This window comes from Pseudomonas sp. MWU318, assembly GCF_016756945.1.
Taxonomy (GTDB): domain Bacteria; phylum Pseudomonadota; class Gammaproteobacteria; order Pseudomonadales; family Pseudomonadaceae; genus Aquipseudomonas; species Aquipseudomonas putida_A.
Genome location: NZ_JAESJL010000014.1, coordinates 1 through 23336 on the forward strand (window position 1 = coordinate 1; position 23336 = coordinate 23336).

The 23336-nt window shown below is 58.2% G+C and carries 21 protein-coding genes; 17 read left to right on the forward strand and 4 right to left on the reverse strand.

Annotation, left to right across the window (positions count from 1 at the left end):
- Window positions 1–210: 210 nt before the first annotated feature.
- Window positions 211–1500, reverse strand: a complete 1290-nt coding sequence (gltA, locus tag JN524_RS25210) for a citrate synthase (protein WP_003222994.1) — start codon at window positions 1498–1500, stop codon at window positions 211–213.
- Window positions 1501–1863: 363 nt separating this feature from the next.
- On the opposite strand from gltA, the gene sdhC reads away from it, so the two are divergent.
- The 12 genes from sdhC (at window position 1864) to JN524_RS25270 (ending at window position 16319) form a co-directional block, all read left to right on the forward strand.
- Window positions 1864–2238, forward strand: coding sequence for a succinate dehydrogenase, cytochrome b556 subunit (gene sdhC / locus JN524_RS25215; protein ID WP_016773673.1), 375 nt, complete (start codon window positions 1864–1866; stop codon window positions 2236–2238).
- A complete protein-coding gene (gene sdhD / locus JN524_RS25220) occupies window positions 2232–2600 on the forward strand; it encodes a succinate dehydrogenase, hydrophobic membrane anchor protein (protein ID WP_003222999.1) in 369 nt (122 codons plus the stop codon). The genes sdhC and sdhD overlap by 7 nt, the downstream gene beginning before the upstream one ends.
- Before the next feature lie 3 nt (window positions 2601–2603).
- A complete protein-coding gene (sdhA, locus tag JN524_RS25225; RefSeq protein ID WP_007962857.1) occupies window positions 2604–4376 on the forward strand; it encodes a succinate dehydrogenase flavoprotein subunit in 1773 nt (590 codons plus the stop codon).
- Window positions 4377–4387: 11 nt separating this feature from the next.
- Window positions 4388–5092 (forward strand): succinate dehydrogenase iron-sulfur subunit, encoded by a 705-nt coding sequence (locus JN524_RS25230; protein WP_003223007.1) that lies wholly within the window; start codon window positions 4388–4390, stop codon window positions 5090–5092.
- Between the two features lie 259 nt (window positions 5093–5351).
- A complete protein-coding gene (locus JN524_RS25235) occupies window positions 5352–8183 on the forward strand; it encodes a 2-oxoglutarate dehydrogenase E1 component (RefSeq protein WP_202371103.1) in 2832 nt (943 codons plus the stop codon).
- Window positions 8184–8225: 42 nt separating this feature from the next.
- A complete protein-coding gene (odhB, locus tag JN524_RS25240; protein WP_202371104.1) occupies window positions 8226–9440 on the forward strand; it encodes a 2-oxoglutarate dehydrogenase complex dihydrolipoyllysine-residue succinyltransferase in 1215 nt (404 codons plus the stop codon).
- A gap of 97 nt (window positions 9441–9537) precedes the next feature.
- Window positions 9538–10974 carry a dihydrolipoyl dehydrogenase gene (lpdA, locus tag JN524_RS25245; protein ID WP_003223013.1) on the forward strand — a complete coding sequence of 479 codons (1437 nt, stop codon included), beginning with the start codon at window positions 9538–9540 and terminating at the stop codon, window positions 10972–10974.
- 200 nt (window positions 10975–11174) lie between these two features.
- Window positions 11175–12341 (forward strand): ADP-forming succinate--CoA ligase subunit beta, encoded by a 1167-nt coding sequence (gene sucC / locus JN524_RS25250; RefSeq protein ID WP_003223015.1) that lies wholly within the window; start codon window positions 11175–11177, stop codon window positions 12339–12341.
- Window positions 12341–13222, forward strand: coding sequence for a succinate--CoA ligase subunit alpha (gene sucD, locus JN524_RS25255; RefSeq protein WP_003223019.1), 882 nt, complete (start codon window positions 12341–12343; stop codon window positions 13220–13222). The genes sucC and sucD overlap by 1 nt, the downstream gene beginning before the upstream one ends.
- 388 nt (window positions 13223–13610) lie before the next feature.
- Window positions 13611–14924, forward strand: coding sequence for a branched-chain amino acid transport system II carrier protein (brnQ, locus tag JN524_RS25260; protein ID WP_027614038.1), 1314 nt, complete (start codon window positions 13611–13613; stop codon window positions 14922–14924).
- 256 nt (window positions 14925–15180) lie between these two features.
- The gene (locus JN524_RS25265) at window positions 15181–15918 is read left to right on the forward strand and encodes a DUF599 domain-containing protein (RefSeq protein ID WP_027614039.1); all 738 of its coding nucleotides are present in this window, start codon (window positions 15181–15183) and stop codon (window positions 15916–15918) included.
- Complete coding sequence (locus tag JN524_RS25270; protein ID WP_202371105.1) at window positions 15918–16319, forward strand: MAPEG family protein; 402 nt, start codon at window positions 15918–15920, stop codon at window positions 16317–16319. Before JN524_RS25265 ends, JN524_RS25270 begins: the two co-directional genes overlap by 1 nt.
- A gap of 88 nt (window positions 16320–16407) precedes the next feature.
- Here the strand turns inward: JN524_RS25270 and JN524_RS25275 are convergent, their stop codons facing one another.
- Window positions 16408–16644, reverse strand: a complete 237-nt coding sequence (locus JN524_RS25275; RefSeq protein ID WP_007962865.1) for a hypothetical protein — start codon at window positions 16642–16644, stop codon at window positions 16408–16410.
- A gap of 158 nt (window positions 16645–16802) precedes the next feature.
- Between JN524_RS25275 and JN524_RS25280 the strand changes: the two genes are divergently transcribed.
- The 4 genes from JN524_RS25280 (at window position 16803) to JN524_RS25295 (ending at window position 20511) form a co-directional block, all read left to right on the forward strand.
- Window positions 16803–17279: a PaaI family thioesterase gene (locus JN524_RS25280; RefSeq protein ID WP_202371106.1), complete on the forward strand. Its 477-nt coding sequence runs from the start codon at window positions 16803–16805 to the stop codon at window positions 17277–17279.
- On the forward strand, window positions 17276–17728 hold the full coding sequence (locus JN524_RS25285; RefSeq protein ID WP_202371107.1) for a PaaI family thioesterase: 453 nt from the start codon (window positions 17276–17278) through the stop codon (window positions 17726–17728). The genes JN524_RS25280 and JN524_RS25285 overlap by 4 nt, the downstream gene beginning before the upstream one ends.
- 81 nt (window positions 17729–17809) lie before the next feature.
- Complete coding sequence (gene htpG / locus JN524_RS25290) at window positions 17810–19714, forward strand: molecular chaperone HtpG (protein ID WP_202371108.1); 1905 nt, start codon at window positions 17810–17812, stop codon at window positions 19712–19714.
- 68 nt (window positions 19715–19782) lie between these two features.
- Window positions 19783–20511 (forward strand): dienelactone hydrolase family protein, encoded by a 729-nt coding sequence (locus tag JN524_RS25295; protein WP_202371109.1) that lies wholly within the window; start codon window positions 19783–19785, stop codon window positions 20509–20511.
- Between the two features lie 196 nt (window positions 20512–20707).
- Here JN524_RS25295 and JN524_RS25300 read toward each other — a convergent pair whose 3' ends face one another.
- A complete protein-coding gene (locus JN524_RS25300) occupies window positions 20708–21574 on the reverse strand; it encodes a pirin family protein (RefSeq protein WP_202371110.1) in 867 nt (288 codons plus the stop codon).
- A gap of 60 nt (window positions 21575–21634) precedes the next feature.
- Window positions 21635–22051: an OsmC family protein gene (locus tag JN524_RS25305; protein ID WP_041074368.1), complete on the reverse strand. Its 417-nt coding sequence runs from the start codon at window positions 22049–22051 to the stop codon at window positions 21635–21637.
- A gap of 129 nt (window positions 22052–22180) precedes the next feature.
- On the opposite strand from JN524_RS25305, the gene JN524_RS25310 reads away from it, so the two are divergent.
- Window positions 22181–23236, forward strand: coding sequence for an amidohydrolase family protein (locus JN524_RS25310; protein WP_237403172.1), 1056 nt, complete (start codon window positions 22181–22183; stop codon window positions 23234–23236).
- The last annotated feature ends 100 nt before the right edge of the window (window positions 23237–23336 follow it).

Consider the following 23336-nt stretch of genomic DNA (forward strand, 5'->3'; position numbering starts at 1 on the left):
CAAGACTTTTTGGTTACTTTTGAGGCGTTTGTCAAAAGTGACCCGCCGTAAGGGCGGAACCATAGGAGGCCGTTACCGCAGCAACGGATATGCACCCAAAACCCCAAAACCCAGTCGGCCCACAGGCCGCTGCGACCAGACAAACAAAAACGGCCTCTATATAAGAGGCCGTTCCCGATACAACTTCAAGACGTTATCGCAAGACAAGCCTTATTTGCGGTCTTCCAGCTTGGTGATATCACGCGACTCGTAGCCAGTGTACAACTGGCGCGGACGGCCAATCTTGTACGGGCTGGAGAGCATTTCTTTCCAGTGCGAGATCCAGCCCACAGTACGGGCCAGAGCGAAGATCACGGTGAACATGCTGGTTGGAATGCCGATCGCCTTGAGGATGATCCCCGAGTAGAAGTCGACGTTCGGGTACAGCGAGCGCTCGATGAAGTACGGGTCGGTCAGCGCGATCTCTTCCAGGCGCATGGCCAGTTCGAGTTGCGGATCGTTGTTGATGCCCAGTTCCTTCAGTACTTCGTCGCAGGTCTGCTTCATTACAGTCGCGCGCGGATCGCGGTTCTTGTAAACGCGGTGACCGAAGCCCATCAGCTTGAACGGATCGTTCTTGTCCTTGGCCTTGGCGATGAACTTGTCGATGTTGGACACATCACCAATCTCGTCAAGCATGGTCAATACGGCTTCGTTCGCACCGCCGTGGGCAGGGCCCCACAGTGCGGCGATACCGGCGGCGATACAGGCGAACGGGTTGGCACCCGAGGAGCCTGCCAGACGCACGGTGGAGGTCGATGCGTTCTGCTCGTGGTCGGCATGGAGGATGAAGATCCGGTCCATGGCCTTGGCGAGTACCGGGCTGATCGGTTTGATCTCGCACGGGGTGTTGAACATCATGTGCAGGAAGTTTTCCGCGTACGTCAGGTCGTTGCGCGGGTACATCATGGGTTGGCCCATGGAGTACTTGTAAACCATCGCTGCCAGGGTCGGCATCTTGGCAACCAGACGGATCGCGGAGATTTCGCGATGCTGCGGGTTATTGATGTCCAGGGAATCGTGGTAGAAGGCCGAGAGGGCGCCGACTACGCCGCACATGACGGCCATTGGGTGGGCATCGCGACGGAAGCCGTTGAAGAAGGTTTTCAGCTGCTCGTGAACCATGGTGTGGTTTTTCACGGTGCTGACGAACTGGGCCTTCTGTTCTGCGGTCGGCAGTTCGCCGTTGAGCAGCAGGTAGCAGGTTTCCAGGTAGTCCGACTTTTCAGCCAGCTGTTCGATCGGGTAGCCGCGGTGCAACAGAATGCCGTTGTCGCCGTCGATATAGGTGATCTTCGATTCGCACGAGGCGGTCGACATGAAACCCGGGTCGAAAGTGAAGCGGCCCGTGGCCGTCAGGCCCCGAACATCGATTACATCGGGACCAACGGTGCCGGTTAAAATGGGCAGCTCGACGGGGGCTGCGCCCTCGATGATCAACTGCGCTTTTTTGTCAGCCATGTGGCCTCCTATTTATGCTTGAACCATCAGACAGACCCCCCACGCAGGGCCCGCACCACTATAGTGAGATAAATTCGAATGTCAATTTGCCTAAAGTCTTGCTCCAGAAGGCTTTAAGCGCACTTTTTCCTCGAAATTGACTGCCATTTACGCCTTTTATGCGACTTGTGCAATCAGCTATTGGGGGTAGGTGATTGCGTTGTCATTAGTAGCCTAACTGTCTATACTCGGCCACCGACCGCCAAGGGCTTTTGGGCTTGCTTTCATTGGGGGTCGCATCCCTGGGTGGTGGTTACCTGACCAGTGCACTCCCCAACAACTTTGCCCTGATTGTTAGGGGCTCTTCAGTGTGAAAAAAAAGCCGTGAAAAGCCAACGACCTGTAAACCTAGACCTAAGGACCATCAAACTCCCAGTCACTGCTTACACGTCCATTCTTCACCGTATCTCCGGTGTCATCCTCTTCGTGTGCCTTGCCATCATGCTTTACGCATTGGACAAGTCGCTGAGCTCCGAGGAAGGCTTCGGTCAGGTGAAAGCGTGTCTGACCAGTCCGCTAGCCAAGCTAGTGATTTGGGGCATCCTGTCCGCTCTGCTGTATCACCTGGTTGCCGGTGTGCGCCATTTGATCATGGACATGGGCATCGGTGAGACGCTGGAAGGCGGCAAGCTGGGCTCGAAAATCGTTATCGCCGTTTCCGTGGTGGTAATCGTTCTGGCAGGAGTCTGGATATGGTAACTAACGTCACGAACCTCTCGCGTTCGGGCCTCTATGACTGGATGGCGCAACGTGTGTCGGCGGTCGTTCTCGCGGCTTACTTCATTTTTCTGATCGGATACGTCGTGGCCCACCCAGGCCTCGAGTACGCCCAGTGGCATGAACTGTTCGCCCACAACGGGATGCGTATTTTCAGCCTCCTGGCCCTTGTTGCTCTCGGCGCTCACGCCTGGGTCGGCATGTGGACCATCGCGACTGACTACCTGACGCCAATGGCGTTCGGCAAGTCCGCGACGGCTATACGTTTCCTTTTCCAGGCAGTATGCGGCGTTGCGATGTTCGCTTACTTCGTCTGGGGTGTGCAGATTCTCTGGGGTATCTGAGTCATGGCTAACATTCCAACGATTTCTTTCGACGCCATCATTATTGGTGGTGGCGGTGCCGGCATGCGCGCTGCGCTGCAACTGGCACAAGGCGGTCACAAGACTGCGGTGATCACCAAGGTTTTCCCGACCCGTTCGCACACTGTATCCGCCCAGGGCGGCATCACTTGCGCGATCGCGTCCGCTGACCCGAACGATGACTGGCGTTGGCACATGTACGATACCGTCAAGGGTTCCGACTACATCGGTGACCAGGACGCTATCGAATACATGTGTCAGGAAGGCCCGGCTGCCGTTTTCGAGCTGGACCACATGGGTCTGCCGTTCTCGCGTACCGAGCAAGGCCGTATCTACCAGCGTCCGTTCGGTGGTCAGTCCAAGGACTACGGTAAAGGCGGCCAGGCTGCACGTACCTGCGCAGCGTCCGACCGTACCGGTCACGCGCTGCTGCACACCCTTTATCAGGGCAACCTGAAAGCCGGCACCACGTTCCTGAACGAGTACTACGCTGTCGATCTGGTGAAAAACCAGGAAGGCGAGTTCGTCGGTGTGATCGCGATCTGCATCGAAACCGGCGAAACTTCGTACATCCGCGCCAAGGCTACCGTATTGGCCACTGGCGGTGCTGGCCGTATCTATGCCTCCACCACCAACGCCCTGATCAACACCGGTGACGGCGTTGGCATGGCGCTGCGTGCTGGCGTACCGGTACAAGACATCGAAATGTGGCAGTTCCACCCGACCGGCATCGCCGGCGCCGGTGTACTGGTGACCGAAGGTTGCCGTGGTGAAGGTGGTTACCTGATCAACAAGCACGGCGAGCGTTTCATGGAGCGTTATGCTCCGAACGCGAAAGACCTGGCTGGTCGTGACGTGGTTGCCCGCTCGATGGTTAAAGAAATCATCGCCGGCAACGGTTGCGGTCCGAATGGCGACCACGTAATGCTCAAACTCGACCACTTGGGCGAGGAAGTGCTGCACAGCCGTCTGCCAGGCATCTGCGAACTGTCGAAGACTTTCGCACACGTTGACCCGGTGGTTGCTCCGGTTCCGGTTGTTCCGACCTGCCACTACATGATGGGCGGCGTTGCCACCAACATTCATGGTCAGGCGATCACCCAGAACGCCGAAGGCGTGGATCAGATCATTCCTGGTCTGTTCGCCGTAGGTGAAGTGGCTTGCGTATCGGTACACGGTGCCAACCGTCTGGGCGGCAACTCGCTGCTCGACCTGGTGGTATTCGGCCGCGCTGCCGGCCTGCACCTGGAAAAGGCGCTGACCGACGGCATCGAATACGACGACGCTACCGAAGCCGACATCGAAGCTGCCCTGTCGCGTCTGAACGCGCTGAACGGCCGTACCGATGGCGAAGACGTGGCGACCCTGCGTCGCGAGCTGCAAAGCTGCATGCAGAACTACTTCGGTGTATTCCGCACTGGCGAATACATGCAGAAGGGCATCGCTCAGCTGGCCGATTTGCGCAAGCGCATCGCCAACGTGAAGATCAACGACAAGTCGCAAGCGTTCAACACCGCGCGTATCGAAGCTCTGGAGCTGCAAAACCTGCTGGAAGTGGCTGAAGCTACCGCCATCGCGGCCGAAGTGCGTAAAGAGTCCCGCGGCGCTCACGCCCGTGAAGACTTCGAAGACCGTGACGACGAAAACTGGCTGTGCCACACCCTGTACTTCCCGGGTGAGAAACGCGTCGCCAAGCGTGCCGTAAACTTCTCGCCGAAGACTGTTCCGACTTTCGAACCTAAAGTCCGGACTTATTAAGGGTGATCGCCATGTTGCAAGTCAGTGTTTATCGCTACAACCCTGATCAGGACGCTGCGCCGTTCATGCAGGAATTCCAGGTCGATACCGGTGGTAAAGACCTGATGGTGCTGGACGTGTTGGCCCTGATCAAAGAGCAGGACGAGGGTTTCTCCTATCGTCGCTCTTGCCGTGAAGGCGTCTGCGGCTCCGACGGTATGAACATCAACGGCAAGAACGGCCTGGCGTGCATCACGCCGCTGTCCGCTGTCGTAAAAGGCAACAAGTTGATCGTTCGTCCGCTGCCAGGTTTGCCGGTTATCCGTGACCTGGTTGTCGATATGAGCATCTTCTACAAGCAATACGAGAAGGTTAAGCCTTACCTGCAGAACGACACGCCGGCTCCGGCCATCGAGCGTCTGCAGTCCCCAGAAGAGCGTGAAAAGCTCGACGGTCTATACGAGTGCATCCTGTGCGCCTGCTGCTCGACCTCGTGCCCGTCCTTCTGGTGGAACCCGGACAAGTTCCTGGGTCCAGCTGCCCTGCTGCAAGCGTATCGCTTCCTGGCAGACAGTCGTGACACCAAGACGTCCGAGCGTCTGGCTTCGCTCGATGATCCGTTCAGCGTCTTCCGCTGCCGGGGCATCATGAACTGCGTCAACGTATGTCCGAAAGGCCTGAACCCGACTAAGGCCATCGGTCACATCCGTAACATGTTGCTTTCGAGCGGCGTGTGATTCAGCTGCTGTAACCGTAGAACCGCTGTAACGAAGAGGCTGTGGCGCGGGCTTCAACCCGCGTCATGGCTATAACCAGAGCAGTAGCCACAAGCTGCAGCTCTTATTTTGAAGAAATGAGACAAGCAGGGGCATCCGGGCTGGTACCCGGACTATCAGCGTGATCCTAAGTGGCTTGTTTTGGTCGCTGCATTCGGACTTCTGCAAGTTTGCTCGGTATTGACGCCGATGGTGTTCCCCTAACCGAGGGTGACCAAGCATGCAAGAAAGCGTGATGCAGCGCATGTGGAACAGCGCCTACCTTTCAGGTGGAAACGCTGCCTATGTGGAAGAGCTTTATGAGCTCTACCTGCACGACCCTAACGCTGTGCCAGAAGAGTGGCGCACCTACTTTCAGAAGCTGCCTGCCGACGGCAGCTCTGCCACTGATGTTTCGCACTCCACAATTCGCGATCATTTCGTGCTGCTGGCAAAGAACCAGCGCCGCGCCCAACCGGTTTCCGCCGGGAGCGTGAGCAGTGAGCACGAGAAGAAGCAAGTTGAAGTGCTGCGATTGATCCAGGCCTACCGTATGCGTGGCCACCAGGCAGCCCAGCTTGACCCGCTGGGGCTGTGGCAGCGTCCTGCACCTGCAGACCTGTCGATCAATCATTACGGCTTGACCAATGCCGATCTTGATACGACCTTCCGTGCCGGCGACCTGTTCATCGGCAAAGAGGAAGCGAGCCTACGCGAAATTCACGAAGCGTTGCAGCAGACATATTGCCGCACCATCGGCGCTGAATTCACGCACATCACCGATTCCGAGCAGCGCCAGTGGTTCCAGCAGCGTCTGGAAAGCGTGCGCGGTCGTCCGACGTACTCCGCCGACATCAAGAGCCACCTGCTCGAGCGCGTCACTGCCGGTGAAGGCCTGGAAAAATACCTGGGCACCAAATACCCGGGCACCAAGCGTTTCGGTCTGGAAGGCGGCGAAAGCCTGATTCCTATGCTCGACGAACTGATCCAGCGTTCCGGTTCCTACGGCACCAAGGAAGTCGTCATCGGCATGGCCCACCGTGGCCGTCTGAACGTGCTGGTCAACACCTTCGGCAAGAACCCGCGCGAGCTGTTCGACGAGTTCGAAGGCAAGAAGAAGGTCGAGCTGGGTTCCGGTGACGTCAAATACCACCAGGGCTTCTCGTCCAACGTGATGACCACCGGCGGTGAAGTTCACCTGGCCATGGCGTTCAACCCGTCCCACCTGGAAATCGTTTCCCCGGTGGTAGAAGGTTCGGTTCGCGCCCGTCAGGATCGTCGTAACGACCCGACCGGTGAGAAGGTGCTGCCGATCTCCATCCACGGTGACGCTGCATTCGCAGGTCAGGGCGTGGTCATGGAAACCTTCCAGATGTCGCAGACCCGCGGTTTCAAGACCGGCGGTACCGTGCACATCGTGATCAACAACCAGGTCGGTTTCACCATCAGCAACCCGCTGGACTCGCGTTCCACCGAGTACGCCACCGACGTTGCGAAGATGATCCAGGCGCCGATCCTCCATGTGAATGGTGATGATCCGGAAGCCGTGCTGTTCGTGACCCAGATGGCCATCGATTACCGCATGCAGTTCAAGCGTGACGTGGTGATCGACCTGGTCTGCTACCGTCGTCGCGGCCACAACGAGGCCGACGAGCCAAGCGGCACCCAGCCGCTGATGTATCAGCAGATCACCAAGCAGCGCACCACCCGTGAGCTGTACGCGGATCGCCTGACTCAGGCCGGTGTGCTGGACGCTGAGCGTGTTCAGGCCAAGGTCGACGAATACCGCAACGCGCTTGACAACGGTCTGCATGTAGTGAAATCGCTGGTCAAAGAGCCGAACAAAGAGTTGTTCGTGGACTGGCGTCCGTATCTGGGCCACGCCTGGACTGCGCGTCACGACACGCGTTTCGACCTGAAGACCCTGCAGGAACTGTCCGCCAAGCTGCTGGAAATTCCGGAAGGCTTCGTGGTTCAGCGTCAGGTCGCGAAGATCTACGAAGACCGTCAGAAGATGCAAGCCGGCGGCCTGCCGATCAACTGGGGTTACGCCGAAACCATGGCGTACGCGACCCTGGCGTTCGAAGGTCACCCGATCCGCATGACTGGTCAGGACATCGGCCGCGGTACGTTCTCGCACCGTCACGCTGTGCTGCACAATCAGAAAGACGCGGGCACCTACATTCCGCTGCAGAACCTGTACGACGGTCAGCCACGCTTTGACCTGTACGACTCGTTCCTCTCGGAAGAAGCGGTATTGGCCTTCGAATATGGTTACTCGACCACCACGCCAAACGCGCTGGTGATCTGGGAAGCCCAGTTCGGCGACTTCGCCAACGGTGCACAGGTTGTTATCGACCAGTTCATCACCAGCGGCGAACACAAGTGGGGCCGTCTCTGCGGTCTGACCATGCTGTTGCCACACGGCTACGAAGGTCAGGGCCCTGAGCACAGCTCGGCTCGTCTTGAGCGTTACCTGCAGCTGTGCGCCGAGCACAACATTCAGGTATGCATGCCGACCACCCCGGCCCAGATCTACCACTTGCTGCGTCGTCAGGTGATTCGCCCGCTGCGCAAACCTCTGGTAGTGCTGACGCCGAAGTCGCTGCTGCGCCACAAGCTGGCCGTCTCGACTCTGGAAGATCTGGCTGAAGGTTCGTTCCAGACCGTGATCCCGGAAATCGATGCCCTAGACCCGAAAAAGGTCGAGCGCGTTGTTCTGTGTAGCGGCAAGGTCTACTACGACCTGCTGGAAAAACGTCGTGCCGAAGGCCGTGACGATATCGCCATCGTGCGTATCGAGCAGCTGTATCCATTCCCTGAGGACGACTTGAAAGAAGTCCTGGCGCCTTATACCAACGTCAAGCATGCCGTCTGGTGTCAGGAAGAGCCGATGAACCAGGGTGCCTGGTACTGCAGCCAGCATCACTTGCGTCGCAGCATCGGTAACCTCGACAAGTCTCTCGTACTCGAGTACGCGGGCCGTGAGGCTTCTGCTGCCCCAGCATGTGGTTACGCATCGATGCACGCCGAGCAGCAGGAAAAACTGCTGCAAGACGCGTTTACCGTTTAACGCCTTCGCGCACCTGAAACCGAATTTAAGGAACCACAGATAATGGCTATCGAGATCAAAGCCCCCACTTTCCCGGAATCGGTTGCCGATGGCACCGTTGCCACCTGGCACAAAAAACCGGGCGACGCTGTCAAGCGTGACGACCTGATCGTCGACATCGAAACTGACAAAGTCGTACTGGAAGTGCTGGCGACCGCTGACGGCGTGCTGGGCGCAATCGTCAAGAACGAAGGCGACACCGTTCTGTCCGACGAAGTCCTGGGCTCCATCGAAGCGGGTGGCGCTGCTGCCGCTGCTCCAGCCGCCGCTGCTGCTCCGGCCGCTGCTGCCGCTGCTGCCGAAGGCGAAGATGATCCTGTTGCTGCTCCGGCTGCGCGCAAGCTGGCTGAAGAAAACGGCATCAACATCGCTTCCGTTGCCGGCACCGGCAAAGGCGGTCGTGTGACCAAGGAAGACGTGGTGGCTGCTGTTGCCGCGAAGAAAGCCGCTCCGGCTGCTGCTCCTGCAAAAGCCGCTGCTCCAGCCGCTGCTGCTCCGGTATTCGCTGCCGGTGATCGCGTTGAGAAGCGCGTACCGATGACCCGTCTGCGTGCCAAGGTTGCCGAGCGTCTGGTTGAAGCCCAGTCGAACATGGCAATGCTGACCACGTTCAACGAAGTCGACATGACCGAAGTCATGGCGCTGCGTTCGAAGTACAAGGACCTGTTCGAGAAGTCCCACAACGGCGTACGCCTGGGCTTCATGTCGTTCTTCGTCAAGGCTGCCACCGAAGCGCTGAAACGCTTCCCGGCAGTCAACGCTTCGATCGACGGTGCAGACATCGTCTACCACGGCTACGCCGACATCGGTGTTGCCGTTTCCAGCGACCGTGGCCTGGTCGTACCGGTTCTGCGTAACGCCGAGCTGATGAGCCTGGCTGAAATCGAAGGCGGCATCGCTACATTCGGCAAGAAGGCCCGTGACGGCAAACTGTCGATGGAAGAGATGACCGGCGGTACCTTCACCATCACCAACGGTGGTACCTTCGGTTCGATGATGTCGACCCCGATCGTCAACCCGCCGCAGGCAGCGATTCTGGGCATGCACAACATCATCCAGCGTCCTATGGCCATCAACGGTCAGGTCGTGATCCGTCCGATGATGTACCTGGCACTGTCCTACGATCACCGCCTGATCGATGGCAAAGAAGCTGTAACCTTCCTGGTGACCATCAAGAACCTGCTGGAAGATCCGGCTCGTCTGTTGCTGGATATCTGATAGAAGCAGCCATGCGCTGCGGGTGGCGTATCGTCGGCAACGGCGGTACGGCCCGCAGCGCGCGGCTTGAAGCTTTTCGCTAAAGAGGATTTTTTGAATGTCGCAGAAATTTGACGTAGTAGTGATCGGTGCCGGCCCTGGCGGCTATGTAGCTGCCATCAAGGCCGCGCAGCTGGGTCTCACCACTGCCTGCATCGAGAAGTACACCGACGCTGAAGGCAAACAGGCCCTCGGCGGTACTTGCCTGAACGTCGGCTGCATTCCGTCCAAGGCGCTGCTGGACAGCTCCTGGAAGTACAAGGAAGCCAAAGAGAGCTTCAACGTTCACGGTATCTCGACCGGCGAAGTCAAAATGGACGTCGCTGCGATGGTTGGCCGCAAGGCTGGCATCGTCAAGAACCTGACTGGCGGCGTTGCCACTCTGTTCAAGGCCAACGGCGTTACTTCGATCCAGGGCCACGGCAAGCTGCTGGCTGGCAAGAAAGTCGAAGTCACCAAGCCGGACGGTTCGGTTGAAGTCATCGAAGCCGAAAACGTCATCCTGGCTCCAGGTTCGCGTCCGATCGACATTCCGCCGGCTCCGGTCGATCAGAAAGTCATCGTCGATTCGACTGGCGCTCTGGAATTCCAATCCGTACCTAAACGTCTGGGCGTGATCGGCGCTGGCGTGATCGGTCTGGAACTGGGTTCGGTCTGGTCGCGTCTGGGTGCAGAAGTGACTGTCCTGGAAGCTTTGGACACGTTCCTGATGGCAGCGGACACCGCCGTTTCCAAGGAAGCGCTGAAAACCCTGACCAAGCAGGGTCTGGACATCAAGCTGGGCGCTCGCGTCACCGGTTCCAAAGTCAACGGCGACGAAGTCGTTGTTAACTACACCGATGCCAACGGCGAACAGACCATCACTTTCGACAAGCTGATCGTAGCCGTTGGTCGCCGTCCGGTGACCACTGATCTGCTGGCTGCCGACAGCGGCGTGACCCTGGACGAGCGCGGTTTCGTGCACGTTGACGATCACTGCGCCACCACCGTACCGGGCGTTTACGCCATCGGTGACGTGGTTCGCGGCATGATGCTGGCGCACAAGGCCTCGGAAGAGGGCATCATGGTTGTCGAGCGCATCAAGGGCCACAAAGCCCAGATGAACTATGACCTGATCCCTTCGGTTATTTATACTCACCCGGAAATCGCGTGGGTTGGCAAAACCGAGCAGGCCTTGAAAGCCGAAGGCGTTGAAGTTAACGTCGGCACCTTCCCGTTCGCCGCTTCCGGCCGTGCCATGGCCGCCAACGATACCGGTGGTTTCGTCAAGGTCATCGCTGATGCCAAGACCGACCGCGTATTGGGCGTGCACGTGATTGGCCCGAGCGCTGCAGAACTGGTTCAGCAGGGCGCGATCGGTATGGAATTCGGCACCAGCGCTGAAGACCTGGGCATGATGGTTTTCTCCCATCCGACCCTGTCTGAAGCCTTGCACGAAGCTGCTCTGGCTGTGAATGGCGGCGCCATCCACATTGCCAACCGCAAGAAGCGTTAAGACACAATAAGAAACCACGGCGGTAACGGCCCGTCGTGAGCCTTGCGAGCAAGTCTCACCGCGGAATGTCCGCTGGACGCAGTCTTGCGTAGCTGCACCGGGTATCCGGAAAGGCTACGCAAGCAGCAGTCACAGGTGGCGCGGCACTCATCAAGAGCGCAGCGCCGAATGCGCAGTACCTAACGAAGACGGTAAAAAGCATGAATCTTCACGAGTATCAGGGTAAGCAGCTGTTCGCTGAATACGGCCTGCCAGTTTCCACTGGTTACGCAGTAGACACCCCGGAAGCAGCAGCAGAAGCTTGCGACAAAATCGGCGGCAGCGAGTGGGTTGTCAAAGCCCAGGTCCACGCCGGTGGTCGCGGTAAAGCGGGCGGCGTCAAGCTGGTTCGCAACAAAGAAGACGCCAAGGCCTTCGCACAGCAGTGGCTGGGCAAGCGTCTGGTGACTTACCAGACTGACGCCAATGGTCAGCCAGTCACCAAGATCCTGGTTGAATCGTGCACTGATATCGCTAAAGAGCTGTACCTGGGCGCTGTCGTTGACCGTTCGAGCCGTCGCATCGTGTTCATGGCTTCCACCGAAGGTGGCGTGGACATCGAGAAAATCGCTCACGACACTCCAGAAAAAATTCTGAAAGCCACTATCGATCCACTGGTTGGCGCTCAGCCGTTCCAGGGTCGCGAGCTGGCGTTCCAACTGGGTCTGGAAGGCAAGCAAGTTGCCCAGTTCGCCAAGATCTTCGTTGGTCTGGCCAAACTGTTCCAGGATCACGATCTGGCCCTGCTGGAAGTGAACCCGCTGGTGATCAAGGCTGACGGCGATCTGCACTGCCTGGACGCCAAGATCAACATCGACGCCAACGCCATGTACCGTCAGCCTAAGCTGAAGACTTTCCACGATCCGTCGCAAGACGATCCGCGCGAAGCGCACGCTGCCAAGTTCGAACTGAACTACGTAGCCCTGGAAGGCAACATCGGCTGCATGGTCAACGGTGCCGGCCTGGCCATGGGTACCATGGACATCGTCAACCTGCACGGCGGCAAGCCAGCCAACTTCCTCGACGTAGGTGGTGGTGCTACCAAAGAACGCGTTACCGAAGCATTCAAAATCATTCTGTCCGACACCAACGTCGCTGCAGTACTGGTTAACATCTTCGGCGGCATCGTTCGTTGCGACATGATTGCCGAAGGCATCATCGGTGCAGTGAAAGAAGTCGGCGTGAAAATCCCGGTTGTTGTTCGCCTTGAAGGCAACAACGCTGAGCTGGGCGCTAAAGTACTGGCAGAAAGCGGTTTGAACATCATCGCTGCTACCAGCCTGACCGACGCTGCTCAACAAGTTGTCAAAGCTGCGGAGGGCAAATAATGAGCGTCCTGATCAATAAAGACACCAAAGTTATCTGCCAGGGTATTACCGGTTCGCAAGGTAGTTTCCACACCCAGCAAGCCATCGAATACGGCACCAAGATGGTTGGTGGCGTAACTCCGGGCAAAGGCGGCACCGAGCACTTGGGTCTGCCAGTGTTCAACACCGTTAAAGACGCAGTAGCTGCCACTGGCGCTACCGCCAGCGTGATCTACGTTCCGGCTCCTTTCTGCAAGGACTCGATCCTGGAAGCAGCGTTCGGCGGCATCAAGCTGATCGTCTGCATCACCGAAGGCATTCCTACCCTGGACATGCTGGACGCCAAAGTTAAGTGCGACGAGCTGGGTGTTACCCTGATCGGCCCTAACTGCCCAGGCGTGATCACCCCAGGCGAATGCAAGATCGGCATCATGCCAGGTCACATTCACTTGCCAGGCAAGGTCGGTATCGTTTCGCGTTCCGGCACCCTGACCTACGAAGCTGTGAAGCAGACCACTGACGCCGGTTTCGGTCAGTCGACCTGCGTCGGCATCGGTGGTGACCCGATCCCGGGTTCGAACTTCATCGACATCCTGAAGCTGTTCCAGGAAGACCCGAAGACCGAAGCGATCGTGATGATCGGCGAGATCGGCGGTTCGGCTGAAGAAGAAGCGGCTGCCTACATCAAGGCACACGTGACCAAGCCGGTTGTTTCCTACATCGCTGGTGTGACTGCTCCTCCGGGCAAGCGCATGGGCCATGCTGGCGCAATCATCTCTGGCGGCAAAGGCACTGCAGACGAGAAATTCGCTGCGCTGCAAGACGCAGGCGTAAAAACCGTGCGTTCGCTGGCAGACATCGGCAAGGCCCTGGCCGAGCTGACCGGTTGGGCTGTCAAGTAAGCCTCGTGCTTGACTGACGCTTCACCAGACAAAGGCCACCTTCGGGTGGCCTTTGTTGTTTCTGAAGATCAAAAGATCGCAGCCTTCGGCAGCTCCTACAGATGATCCTGCGTAGGAGCTGCCGAAGGCTGCGATCTTTTGATCTTTGCTTTGTTTATGAAATTTAAATGCGTAAACGCGACACAGACACGTCGTGTATCGGATAGTTCGCCCTCAAACAGTGCGTTTGTCAGACAAATTCGTTAGGCTAGCAGCCATTTTTGCGTCTGCCGCCCACAAGGCATGCAACGCGCTAAACGGGTCAGTCTTATACGGACTGACAGCATTTCCCTAACCCCACAGGGAAATCCCCCTCTAAATTCCGATTCAGTAGTGTGGTATTTCCTTAATGAAAGTTTTGAAAGGTCAGGACATCCTGGCACTGGGCTTTATGACATTTGCCCTGTTTGTCGGGGCCGGCAACATCATTTTTCCGCCTATCGTCGGCCTGCAGTCCGGACCTAACGTCTGGATGGCGGCGCTGGGCTTCCTGATCACGGCCGTCGGTCTGCCGGTGGTCACCGTCGTCGCCCTGGCCAAGGTCGGTGGTGCGATGGATGCGCTGAGCAGTCCGATCGGCAAGATCGCCGGTGGTGTGCTCGCCGCGGCATGCTACCTGGCGGTCGGCCCGCTGTTCGCCACCCCGCGGACCGCGACCGTGTCGTTCGAAGTGGGTCTGGCGCCGCTGACCGGCGAAAGCCCGCTGGCGCTGTTCCTCTACAGCTCGGTGTACTTCCTGCTGGTGTTCTTCATCTCGCTGTATCCGGGCCGTCTGCTCGATACCGTGGGGCGTTTCCTCGCGCCGCTTAAAATCATCGCCCTGGCGGTACTCGGCATCGCCGCGTTCGCCTTGCCGGCGGGTGATATCGGTCAGGCCACGCCGGAATATGTCGCGGCACCGTTCTCCCAGGGCTTCATCAATGGTTACCTGACCATGGATACCCTCGGCGCGCTGGTGTTCGGTATCGTCATCGTCAACGCGATCCGCTCCCGTGGCGTCGAGTCGCCTGCGCTGATCACCCGTTACGCGATCATTGCCGGTCTCATCGCCGGTGTCGGTCTGGCGCTGGTGTACATCAGCCTGTTCCGCCTCGGCTCCGGCAGCCACGAAGTCGCGGTCGGTGCCACCAACGGCGCGGCGGTGCTGCATGCTTACGTGCAACACACCTTCGGTTCGCTGGGCAGCGGTTTCCTCGCGGTGCTGATCTCGCTGGCGTGCCTGGTGACGGCGGTCGGTCTGACCTGCGCGTGCGCCGAATACTTCAGTCGCGTGCTGCCACTGTCCTACAAGACCCTGGTGATCATCCTGGCCGCGTTCTCGTTGCTGGTGTCGAACCTGGGCCTGACCAAGCTGATCGCGTTCTCGATCCCGGTGCTGACCGCGATCTACCCGCCATGCATCGTTCTGGTGGCTCTGAGCTTCTGCAAGGACTTCTGGCATGAACACGGTCGGATCCTCGGCCCGGTGATGCTGGTATCTTTCCTGTTCGGCACCATCGACGCGCTCAAGGGCGCCGGTCTGGCTGACTGGATGCCGTCGCAGCTGTCGCACCTGCCGCTGAGCGAGCAGGGTCTGGCGTGGCTGGTGCCATGCGTGATGACCCTGGTGGTCGCCGTGGTCTGCGATCGCCTGCTGGGCAAGCGCAGCGAAGCCGTTGCCTGACGTTGTCTGACCCGCCACAAGCGGGTCTTCAGCGCTTAAACAGAAATGCCCCGTATCAATCGATACGGGGCATTTTTTATGGGCGTCTGGCAGTGTCTTTTTCCGCGAGCTAACGTCGAAGCACTGCACAGATTTTATGTAGGAGTGAGCCTGCTCGCGTTGGCGTCGTACCTGTCGGATCAATGCCGGGTGTGCCAGCGAATCGCGAGCAGGCTCACTCCTACAGGTAATGCATCCACACTTCACAGGAAAACGAATGTCGTTCATCCAAGCCAATCTGATCCACCTGCTGGCCGCGCTCTGGTTTGTCATCTGCTGGGGCGGCTACACCCGCTATGCGTCGTGGAAGGCCCGCGACACCGCTTGCCTCGCCAGCGTGCTGCACCTGTATCGCGAAGACTGGATGCGCCGCATGCTGCTGCGTGACAACCGTATCGCCGACGCCAGCGTGATCGGCAATCTGGAGCGCAACGCCTCGTTCTTCGCCTCCAGCACCCTGATCATCCTCGCCGGCATTCTCACCGTGCTCGGTGCATCCGAGCGCGCCGTGTCGTTGCTGGCGGATATCCCGATGGTGCAGCAGGCATCGCAGGGCATGTCGGAGATCAAGTTGCTGTGTCTGGCGCTGGTGTTCGTCTATGCGTTCTTCACCTTCAGTTGGTGCATGCGTCAGTACAACTTTGCTGCCGTGCTGGTCGGTTCCGCGCCGATGATCGGTGAGCGTCAGGTCTCGGAGCAGGAGCGCAAGGCGTTCGCACTGCGGGCGGCGCGGGTGATTTCGATGGCGGCCAACCAGTTCAACTTCGGTCTGCGTTCTTATTACTTCGGCATGAGCATGCTGGCGTGGTTTGTCAGCCCGTGGCTGTTCATGTTGATGAGTGCCGGGGTGGTCATCGTGTTGTACCGCCGCGAGTTTCATTCCGACGTGCTGGATGTGATGGTCTATACCCCTACAGAGGCACCATTGCCCGAAACCAATAAAGAGGCCGCTTGATGAGTATTCCGTTCTGGTGTGTGTTTATCAGTGCACTGTTGATTTACATCGCGCGTATGCCGGTGGGTAAAGCCATGAAAGAGCAGGGCGGTTACAACAACCACCTGCCGCGCCAACAACAGGCGCAACTCACCGGTTACGGCGCGCGGGCGCTGGCGGCGCATCAGAACTGCATCGAAGCGTTCATCCTGTTCGCAGTGGGTGTGCTGATGGCGCACACCACGCAAACCCAAGGCTGGTTGATCGATGCTCTGGCAATCATCTTTGTGATCGCGCGGATTCTTTACGTGTGGTTGTACCTGGCGGATAAACCATCCCTGCGCAGTCTGGTGTGGCTGGTCGGCCTGGTCTGCAGTTTGTTGCTGATGATTAGTCCGACTTTTAGAACCGTATTGCTCTAAGAAAGCCTCTAAGCCAAGACTGACAAAAAATCACAGGCAAAAGAAAACCCGCACTTGGCGGGTTTTCTTTTTCTGCATCAAGTCGCAATTATTGCTTCTTGGCAGCTTCTTCCTGAGCAGCTTGATTCGATTCAGCCTGAGCTTTGGCAGCTTCGGCATTTTCTTTTGCTGCGTCGTTCACTTTATCCTGAGCTTTGTTCATGTCTTGCTGAGCTTGCTCAGCATGTTGGTTGGCATCTTGAGCTTTGTCCTCGGATTTTTTATCGCAGGCAGCGAGACCGAGGGAAGCGGTCAACATCAAGGCAATAGCTAAAGTCTTACGCATGGGGTGTTTCTCCTTATGGAAAATAACTACTGGCCTTAAGAGCACTGGCCCAAAGGTTAAGTTCCTCATTTCGTTCAGATATATAAGTTTGTTTTTTAGTGGAACTTTTGCCGTATTTCTTACTACTGGCAAAAGGCTCTGACGAGAGTAATTATCAAATGGCTGAAAACCCCGTTTTTGAGCGCGCGACACGATTTCTTTCGGCCCTGCGCCATTGTCAGGTGCTCGGTTTGACGGTACACAGCGCCAGCAGCGAAGGGCTCACGGTGAGGTTGCCGTACAGCGCGCAAATCGTCGGCAATCCACAGACCGGGGTCATCCACGGCGGCGCCATTACCTCGCTGATGGACACCGCGTGCGGCATGTCCACGTTGTGCGTGCTGGCGGAGTTCGAAGTCTGCCCGACCCTGGACCTGCGTATCGACTACATGCATGCCGCCGAGCCGAATAAGGATGTCTATGGCTTTGCCCAGTGTTACCGGGTCACCACCGACGTGATCTTCGCCCGCGGCTTCGCTTATCAGGACGACCCGCAGCAACCGATCGCCCATGTCGTCGGCACATTCATGCGCATGGGCAAGGGCCTGAAAGGTACCCAGGGATTTGGCGGCAAGGTCAAAGGAGAAAATCGATGAGCGATGACTGGAAGCAACAGTTGCTGCAGGCTCACGCTCAGGGCGATTACGCGCCGCTGCTGCAACTGATTCCTTATGCAGGGCTGATCGGCGTCGAATGCGCGCGAGTCGGCGATGAGTTGCTGTTCAAGCTGCCGGCGAACAAGGACAACATTGGTAACCCTTTATTGCCGGCGATCCATGGCGGGGTGATTGCCGGGTTCATGGAGCTGGCGGCCGCGTTACATTTGCTGATCTTCACCGGTTCGCCCGGGGTGCCGAAGATCATCGACTTCTCTCTGGATTACCTGCGCGCCGGGCAGTTTCGCGACACTTGGGCCAAATGTCAGGTCTGTCGTCAGGGCCGGCGCGTGGCCAACGTCGCCATCACGGCCTGGCAAAGCACCGAGAGCGAACCGATTGCCACCGCCCGTGCACATTTCAAAATTGATGAGCCCTTGAAATCCTAAACGCTGCCCCCAACTCAGTGAACAACCCGCCGTTGACCCTCTGGGTCGCGGCCACTGCCATCTGATTGGAGTTTGATGACCATGAGTGTGGAAACTCAAAAGGAAACCCTGGGCTTCCAGACCGAGGTAAAGCAGCTGCTGCACCTCATGATCCATTCGCTGTATTCCAACAAGGAAATCTTCCTTCGCGAATTGATCTCGAACGCCTCTGACGCTGTCGACAAGCTGCGCTTCGAAGCCCTGGCCAAGCCTGAGTTGCTCGAAGGTGGCGCTGAACTGAAAATCCGTGTGAGCTTCGACAAGGACGCCAAGACCGTCACCCTCGAAGACAACGGTATCGGCATGAACCGTGACGATGTGATCACCCACCTGGGGACCATCGCCAAGTCGGGCACCGCCGATTTCATGAAGAATCTCTCGGGCGATCAGAAAAAAGATTCTCACCTGATCGGCCAGTTCGGTGTCGGCTTCTACTCGGCCTTCATCGTGGCTGACAAAGTCGACGTGTACAGCCGTCGCGCCGGCACTCCGGCCAGCGAAGGCGTGCACTGGTCGTCGAAAGGCGAGGGCGAATTCGAAGTCGCCACCATCGACAAGCCAGAACGCGGCACCCGCATCGTCCTGCACCTGAAATCCGCTGAAGACGAGTTCGCCGAGGGCTGGCGTCTGCGCAACATCATCAAGAAATACTCCGACCACATCGCGCTGCCGATCGAGCTGCCGAAAGAAGTCACTGCCGCCGAAGGCGAAGAGAAGCCTGCCGTTGAATGGGAAACCGTCAACCGTGCCAGCGCCCTGTGGACCCGTCCGCGCACTGAAGTGAAGGATGAGGAATACCAGGAGTTCTACAAGCACATCGCTCACGACTTCGAAAACCCGCTGGCCTGGAGCCACAACAAGGTCGAAGGCAAGCTCGAGTACAGCTCGCTGCTGTACGTGCCGGCCCGCGCGCCGTTCGACTTGTACCAGCGTGAAGCGCCGAAAGGCCTGAAGCTGTACGTGCAGCGCGTGTTCGTGATGGATCAGGCCGAGTCGTTCCTGCCGCTGTACCTGCGCTTCATCAAGGGTGTGGTCGATTCCAACGACCTGTCGCTGAACGTATCGCGGGAAATCCTGCAGAAAGACCCGATCATCGACTCGATGAAGTCGGCGCTGACCAAGCGCGTGCTGGACATGCTGGAAAAACTGGCGAAGAACGAGCCTGAGCAATACAAGGGCTTCTGGAAAAACTTCGGTCAGGTCATGAAAGAAGGCCCGGCAGAAGATTTTGCCAACAAGGAAAAAATTGCCGGTCTGCTGCGTTTCGCATCGACTCAAGGCGACGACGGCGAGCAAGTTGTCGGTCTGGCTGACTACCTGGCGCGCGCCAAGGAAGGTCAGGACAAGATCTACTACCTCACCGGCGAAACCTACGCGCAGGTCAAGAACAGCCCGCACCTGGAAGTCTTCCGCAAGAAAGGCATCGAAGTGCTGCTGCTGACCGACCGTATCGACGAGTGGCTGATGAGCTACCTCAGCGAATTCGATGGGAAGACGTTTGTCGACGTGGCACGCGGTGATCTCGATCTGGGCAACCTGGACTCGGAAGAGGACAAGAAAGCCGCAGAAGAAGTCGCCAAGTCCAAAGAAGGTCTGGTCGAGCGCCTGAAAACCGCGCTGGGCGATTCCGTGGCGGAAGTCCGGGTTTCCCATCGTCTGACCGACTCGCCAGCCATTCTGGCGATCGGCGAACAGGACCTGGGCCTGCAAATGCGCCAGATCCTCGAAGCCAGCGGGCAGAAAGTGCCGGAGTCGAAGCCGATCTTCGAGTTCAACCCGAGCCACCCGCTGATCGAGAAACTCGACGGCGAGCAGAACGAAGGGCGTTTTGGCGACCTGTCGCACATCCTCTTCGATCAGGCCGCTCTGGCGGCTGGCGAAAGCTTGAAAGACCCGGCCGCTTACGTGACCCGTCTGAACAAGCTGCTGGTTGAACTGTCAGCTTGATCACGTTGTAGAAAAACCCGCTTCGGCGGGTTTTTTCATTCTGGTGTTTAACTAATCAGGAGTCAGAAATGAGCCAAGTTACTGTACGTTCCGTGGTCTATCAGCTGGATGGCCAGCCCTTTGAAGGTCGTCTGGCATTCGATGCTGAGCACAAGGGCGCACGCCCGGGCCTGTTGATGGCGCCGAACTGGATGGGCGTCAGCGCCGGGGCGGAAGAAATCGCCAAATCGGTCGCGGCCAAGGGCTACGTGGTGTTGATTGCTGACGTGTATGGCCAGGCAGTACGTCCGCAGAACGCTGACGAGGCCGGCGCGGCGATGATGCCGCTGAAGAACGACCGCGCACTGCTGCGCAAGCGCATGCAGGCAGCGTTCGAACAATTGCAGAAGCAGGGCGAGGCTGCGGTCGATGCCTCGAAGCTGGCGGTGTTCGGGTTCTGCTTCGGTGGTTGCTGTGCACTGGACCTGGCGCGTACCGGCGCACCGGTCAAGGCGGCGGTGTCGTTCCACGGCACGCTCGACTCGCCGAACCCGGCGGACGCAAAGAACATCAAGGGCTCGGTGCTGGTGCTGCACGGTGCCTCCGACCCGTTGGTGCCGAAAGAGCAATTGCCGGCGTTCGAAGATGAAATGAACGCGGCGAAGGTCGATTGGCAGCTGCTCAGCTACGGCGGTGCGGTGCACTCGTTTACCGATCCGCATGCCAATGTGCCGGGCAAGATGATGTACGACGCGAAGACCGCCAAGCGTGCGTTCAAGTCGATGCATGATTTGCTGGATGAAGTGTTCAAAGGCTGAAAAGCAAAAAGCCCCTCACCCTAACCCTCTCCCAGAGGGAGAGGGGACTGAATGGCGTATGCTGTAAATTTGCACCGACCTGAAAGTGCCTGCGGTGAATCTATAATCGCCAAGAATTTTCAGGTCGGTGTATGACGCAAGACAGCTCAGTCGGCTCCCTCTCCCTCTGGGAGAGGGCTGGGGTGAGGGTAAAGGCTTAACGCGGCAATTCAATCCGCTCCACTTCCCCCGGCACCGTCGGCCAATCCCCGGCCGCCCACTTGCGCCGCGCCTCATCAATCGCCGCCGAATCGCTCGCGACAAAATTCCAGTTGATCCGCCGTGGCCCGTCCAGCGGTGCGCCGCCAAACACCACTGCGTGCACATCGCTTTCGGCGAACAGGCTCAGCTCTTCCCCGGCCGGCAATACCGCCAGCGCATGGGATTCGAGGGGGTCGCCATTCAACTGCGCATCGCCACTCAGCACATAAATAGCGCGTTCTGCGTGCTCGGTCGGGATCAGCAAAGTGGTGGCGGTGTGCATCTTCACTTCGGCGTAGAGCGTAGGAGAAAGCACCGGCACCGGCGATTCCAGGCAAAAGCCTGACCCGGCGATCATCCGAATCTGCACACCAAGGTTATCGCTGACCGGCAAGGTTGCCGCCGGGTGATGGCTGTAATGTCCCGGGCCTTGCTCGTGATCCTTGGGCGAAGCGAGCCAGATTTGCAAACCGTGCATGGTGAAGCTTTGCTGCCACAACGGCTCGGGCGTGCGCTCGACGTGGGCAATCGCACTGCCGGCGGTCATCCAGCTGACATCGCCGGCGCTGACCACCTGATCGGAGCCAAGGCTGTCCTTGTGCTGGATCTGTCCTTCGAACAGGTAGGTCAGGGTCGACAGACCAATGTGCGGATGCTGTCGGATGTTCATGCCTTTGCCCGTCGGATAAATCGTTTCGAGCATGTGGTCGAAAAACACGAAAGGCCCGACGCTGCGGCATTTGGCTGACGGCAGCGGGCGCAGGATCGGCTGGCCTTCGACGTCTTCGGCGCGCGGGCGGATGATCAGTGGTTGCGTATCCATGGTGCATTCCAGGCTGAGCGGGTGATGCCAGAAGCATAACCCGCCGCTGGCAGAGGGTGATTACTGGCTGTCGAAGCCCTGTGGAGCGTGGGTTTCGATGCTGACGTCGGTGGTAGTCATCAGTTTGTGGATCGGGCAGCGATCGGCGACGCGCAGCAGTTCTTCACGCTGGGCATCGGTGAGGACGCCCTTGAGGGTAAGCGTCACGTGCAGGACGTATTTGCCTTTCTGCTCTTCGCTGTTGTCGCGCTTGACCTCGACACCCACGCCGGTCAGCGGGATGTCTTTCTTCTTCGCGTACATTTTCAGGGTCAGGGCTTTGCAGGCACCCAGCGCGGCGTCGAAGTAGTCGTGTGGCTCGGGTGCCGAGCCTTCACCGCCGGCAGACTTCGGCACGTCGGCAAACAATTCATGGTCATCGATCTGTACGGTGTGACGAAAACCTTCGGCGGAGACGGTATTGACGGTAACAGTCATGGCAACCTCACTGGCAGTAGGAAAAGTCGTGCGATCAAAAAAAGACCTTGCAGTTATAGAGCATTCCTACGGAGGCGCGTTCCACTTTCCTGCAGGATGAACCCTTGTCATCGGCTCAGGGTCTAGGCTATGCCTACCTGCCGGAGATTACTTGTGTCCTTGTTTCGTTTGAGTCTTGCCTGCCTGCTGGCATTTGCCGGAAGCGCCAGCGCCCGCGATTACACCTACAGCGATGCGCACCTGCATTACGTGGATTTTTTCCAGGAAACCGCCGGCATGGCGAAATTGCTCACGGCGATGAAGGACAATTCCATCGACCATGTGATGATTTCCGGTATTCCCGTGGCGAAGAAATGGCATGAGGACGAACCCAAGCGTCCGCGTTATTACGCCGGCGATGATGCCGATGCCTACTGGTACAGCGCCACCGACGTGATCGTTGCCGATGCCGTGCAAAAGCTGACTTCGGAGCAGCGTCAGCACTTCCATCCGTTTCTTTCCGGGTTTAACCCCAACGACAAGAACTCCGCCGCGCACATCCAGCGCATGCTCGATCTATATCCGGGGCTGTGGCAGGGCATAGGCGAGGTGTTTACCCGCCATGATGACCTGACGGCGCTGACCGCCGGCGACACGCCACGGGCCAATAACGAAGCGATGAAGCGGATTTATCACCTGGCAGCGGAAAATGATCTGCCAGTGATGCTGCATTCCAATATCACCTCCAAGCGTGAGAGAAATCCGCTGTACCTGAAGGAAATCGAGGAGCCGCTGCGTAATCACCCGCACACGCGTTTCATCTGGGCTCACGCCGGTACCAGCGCCGAGATTCATCGGCACCAGACGCAGCTGAAATTCCTCCTGCCCACCGTGAGCCGGATGCTTGAGGCCTACCCGAACCTGTTCATTGATCTGTCGTGGAGCATGCTCAGCCCTTATTTGCTGGACGAGCAGGGCAAGCCGCGAGCGGAATGGCTGGCATTGGTGGAAAAATACCCTGAGCGCTTCATGGTCGGTTCGGATGTTGTCGGCCGATTCAACAAGCTCGGTCAGGAAATGCACAGTTTCACCCCGTTCCTTGATGCCTTGCCCGAGGATGTCGCCCGTAAAGTGGCCCGGGACAACTTCCTGGCAATATTGCCGCGAACAGCGGCAAAGTCCGGGGAAACCGCGCTGAATCGTTAATGCCGAGGGTTCGAAGTATCAAGGCCTTTTGATATCACCTTTTGGTCTTACGCAAATTTTCGCCGGGCCGATACCTTCTAAAGCAACCAGCTGCAGGGTT

Coding starts and splice junctions, on each gene's coding strand:
- gltA (WP_003222994.1), bottom strand. CDS start 1,500: ATGGCTGACAAAAAAGCGCAGTTGATCATCGAGGGCGCAGCCCCCGTC.
- JN524_RS25280 (WP_202371106.1), top strand. CDS start 16,803: ATGGCTGAAAACCCCGTTTTTGAGCGCGCGACACGATTTCTTTCGGCC.
- JN524_RS25285 (WP_202371107.1), top strand. CDS start 17,276: ATGAGCGATGACTGGAAGCAACAGTTGCTGCAGGCTCACGCTCAGGGC.
- JN524_RS25295 (WP_202371109.1), top strand. CDS start 19,783: ATGAGCCAAGTTACTGTACGTTCCGTGGTCTATCAGCTGGATGGCCAG.
- htpG (WP_202371108.1), top strand. CDS start 17,810: ATGAGTGTGGAAACTCAAAAGGAAACCCTGGGCTTCCAGACCGAGGTA.
- sucC (WP_003223015.1), top strand. CDS start 11,175: ATGAATCTTCACGAGTATCAGGGTAAGCAGCTGTTCGCTGAATACGGC.
- sdhA (WP_007962857.1), top strand. CDS start 2,604: ATGGCTAACATTCCAACGATTTCTTTCGACGCCATCATTATTGGTGGT.
- JN524_RS25305 (WP_041074368.1), bottom strand. CDS start 22,051: ATGACTGTTACCGTCAATACCGTCTCCGCCGAAGGTTTTCGTCACACC.
- JN524_RS25300 (WP_202371110.1), bottom strand. CDS start 21,574: ATGGATACGCAACCACTGATCATCCGCCCGCGCGCCGAAGACGTCGAA.
- JN524_RS25235 (WP_202371103.1), top strand. CDS start 5,352: ATGCAAGAAAGCGTGATGCAGCGCATGTGGAACAGCGCCTACCTTTCA.
- odhB (WP_202371104.1), top strand. CDS start 8,226: ATGGCTATCGAGATCAAAGCCCCCACTTTCCCGGAATCGGTTGCCGAT.
- lpdA (WP_003223013.1), top strand. CDS start 9,538: ATGTCGCAGAAATTTGACGTAGTAGTGATCGGTGCCGGCCCTGGCGGC.
- brnQ (WP_027614038.1), top strand. CDS start 13,611: ATGAAAGTTTTGAAAGGTCAGGACATCCTGGCACTGGGCTTTATGACA.
- sucD (WP_003223019.1), top strand. CDS start 12,341: ATGAGCGTCCTGATCAATAAAGACACCAAAGTTATCTGCCAGGGTATT.
- JN524_RS25230 (WP_003223007.1), top strand. CDS start 4,388: ATGTTGCAAGTCAGTGTTTATCGCTACAACCCTGATCAGGACGCTGCG.
- sdhD (WP_003222999.1), top strand. CDS start 2,232: ATGGTAACTAACGTCACGAACCTCTCGCGTTCGGGCCTCTATGACTGG.
- JN524_RS25275 (WP_007962865.1), bottom strand. CDS start 16,644: ATGCGTAAGACTTTAGCTATTGCCTTGATGTTGACCGCTTCCCTCGGT.
- JN524_RS25310 (WP_237403172.1), top strand. CDS start 22,181: ATGCCTACCTGCCGGAGATTACTTGTGTCCTTGTTTCGTTTGAGTCTT.
- JN524_RS25270 (WP_202371105.1), top strand. CDS start 15,918: ATGAGTATTCCGTTCTGGTGTGTGTTTATCAGTGCACTGTTGATTTAC.
- JN524_RS25265 (WP_027614039.1), top strand. CDS start 15,181: ATGTCGTTCATCCAAGCCAATCTGATCCACCTGCTGGCCGCGCTCTGG.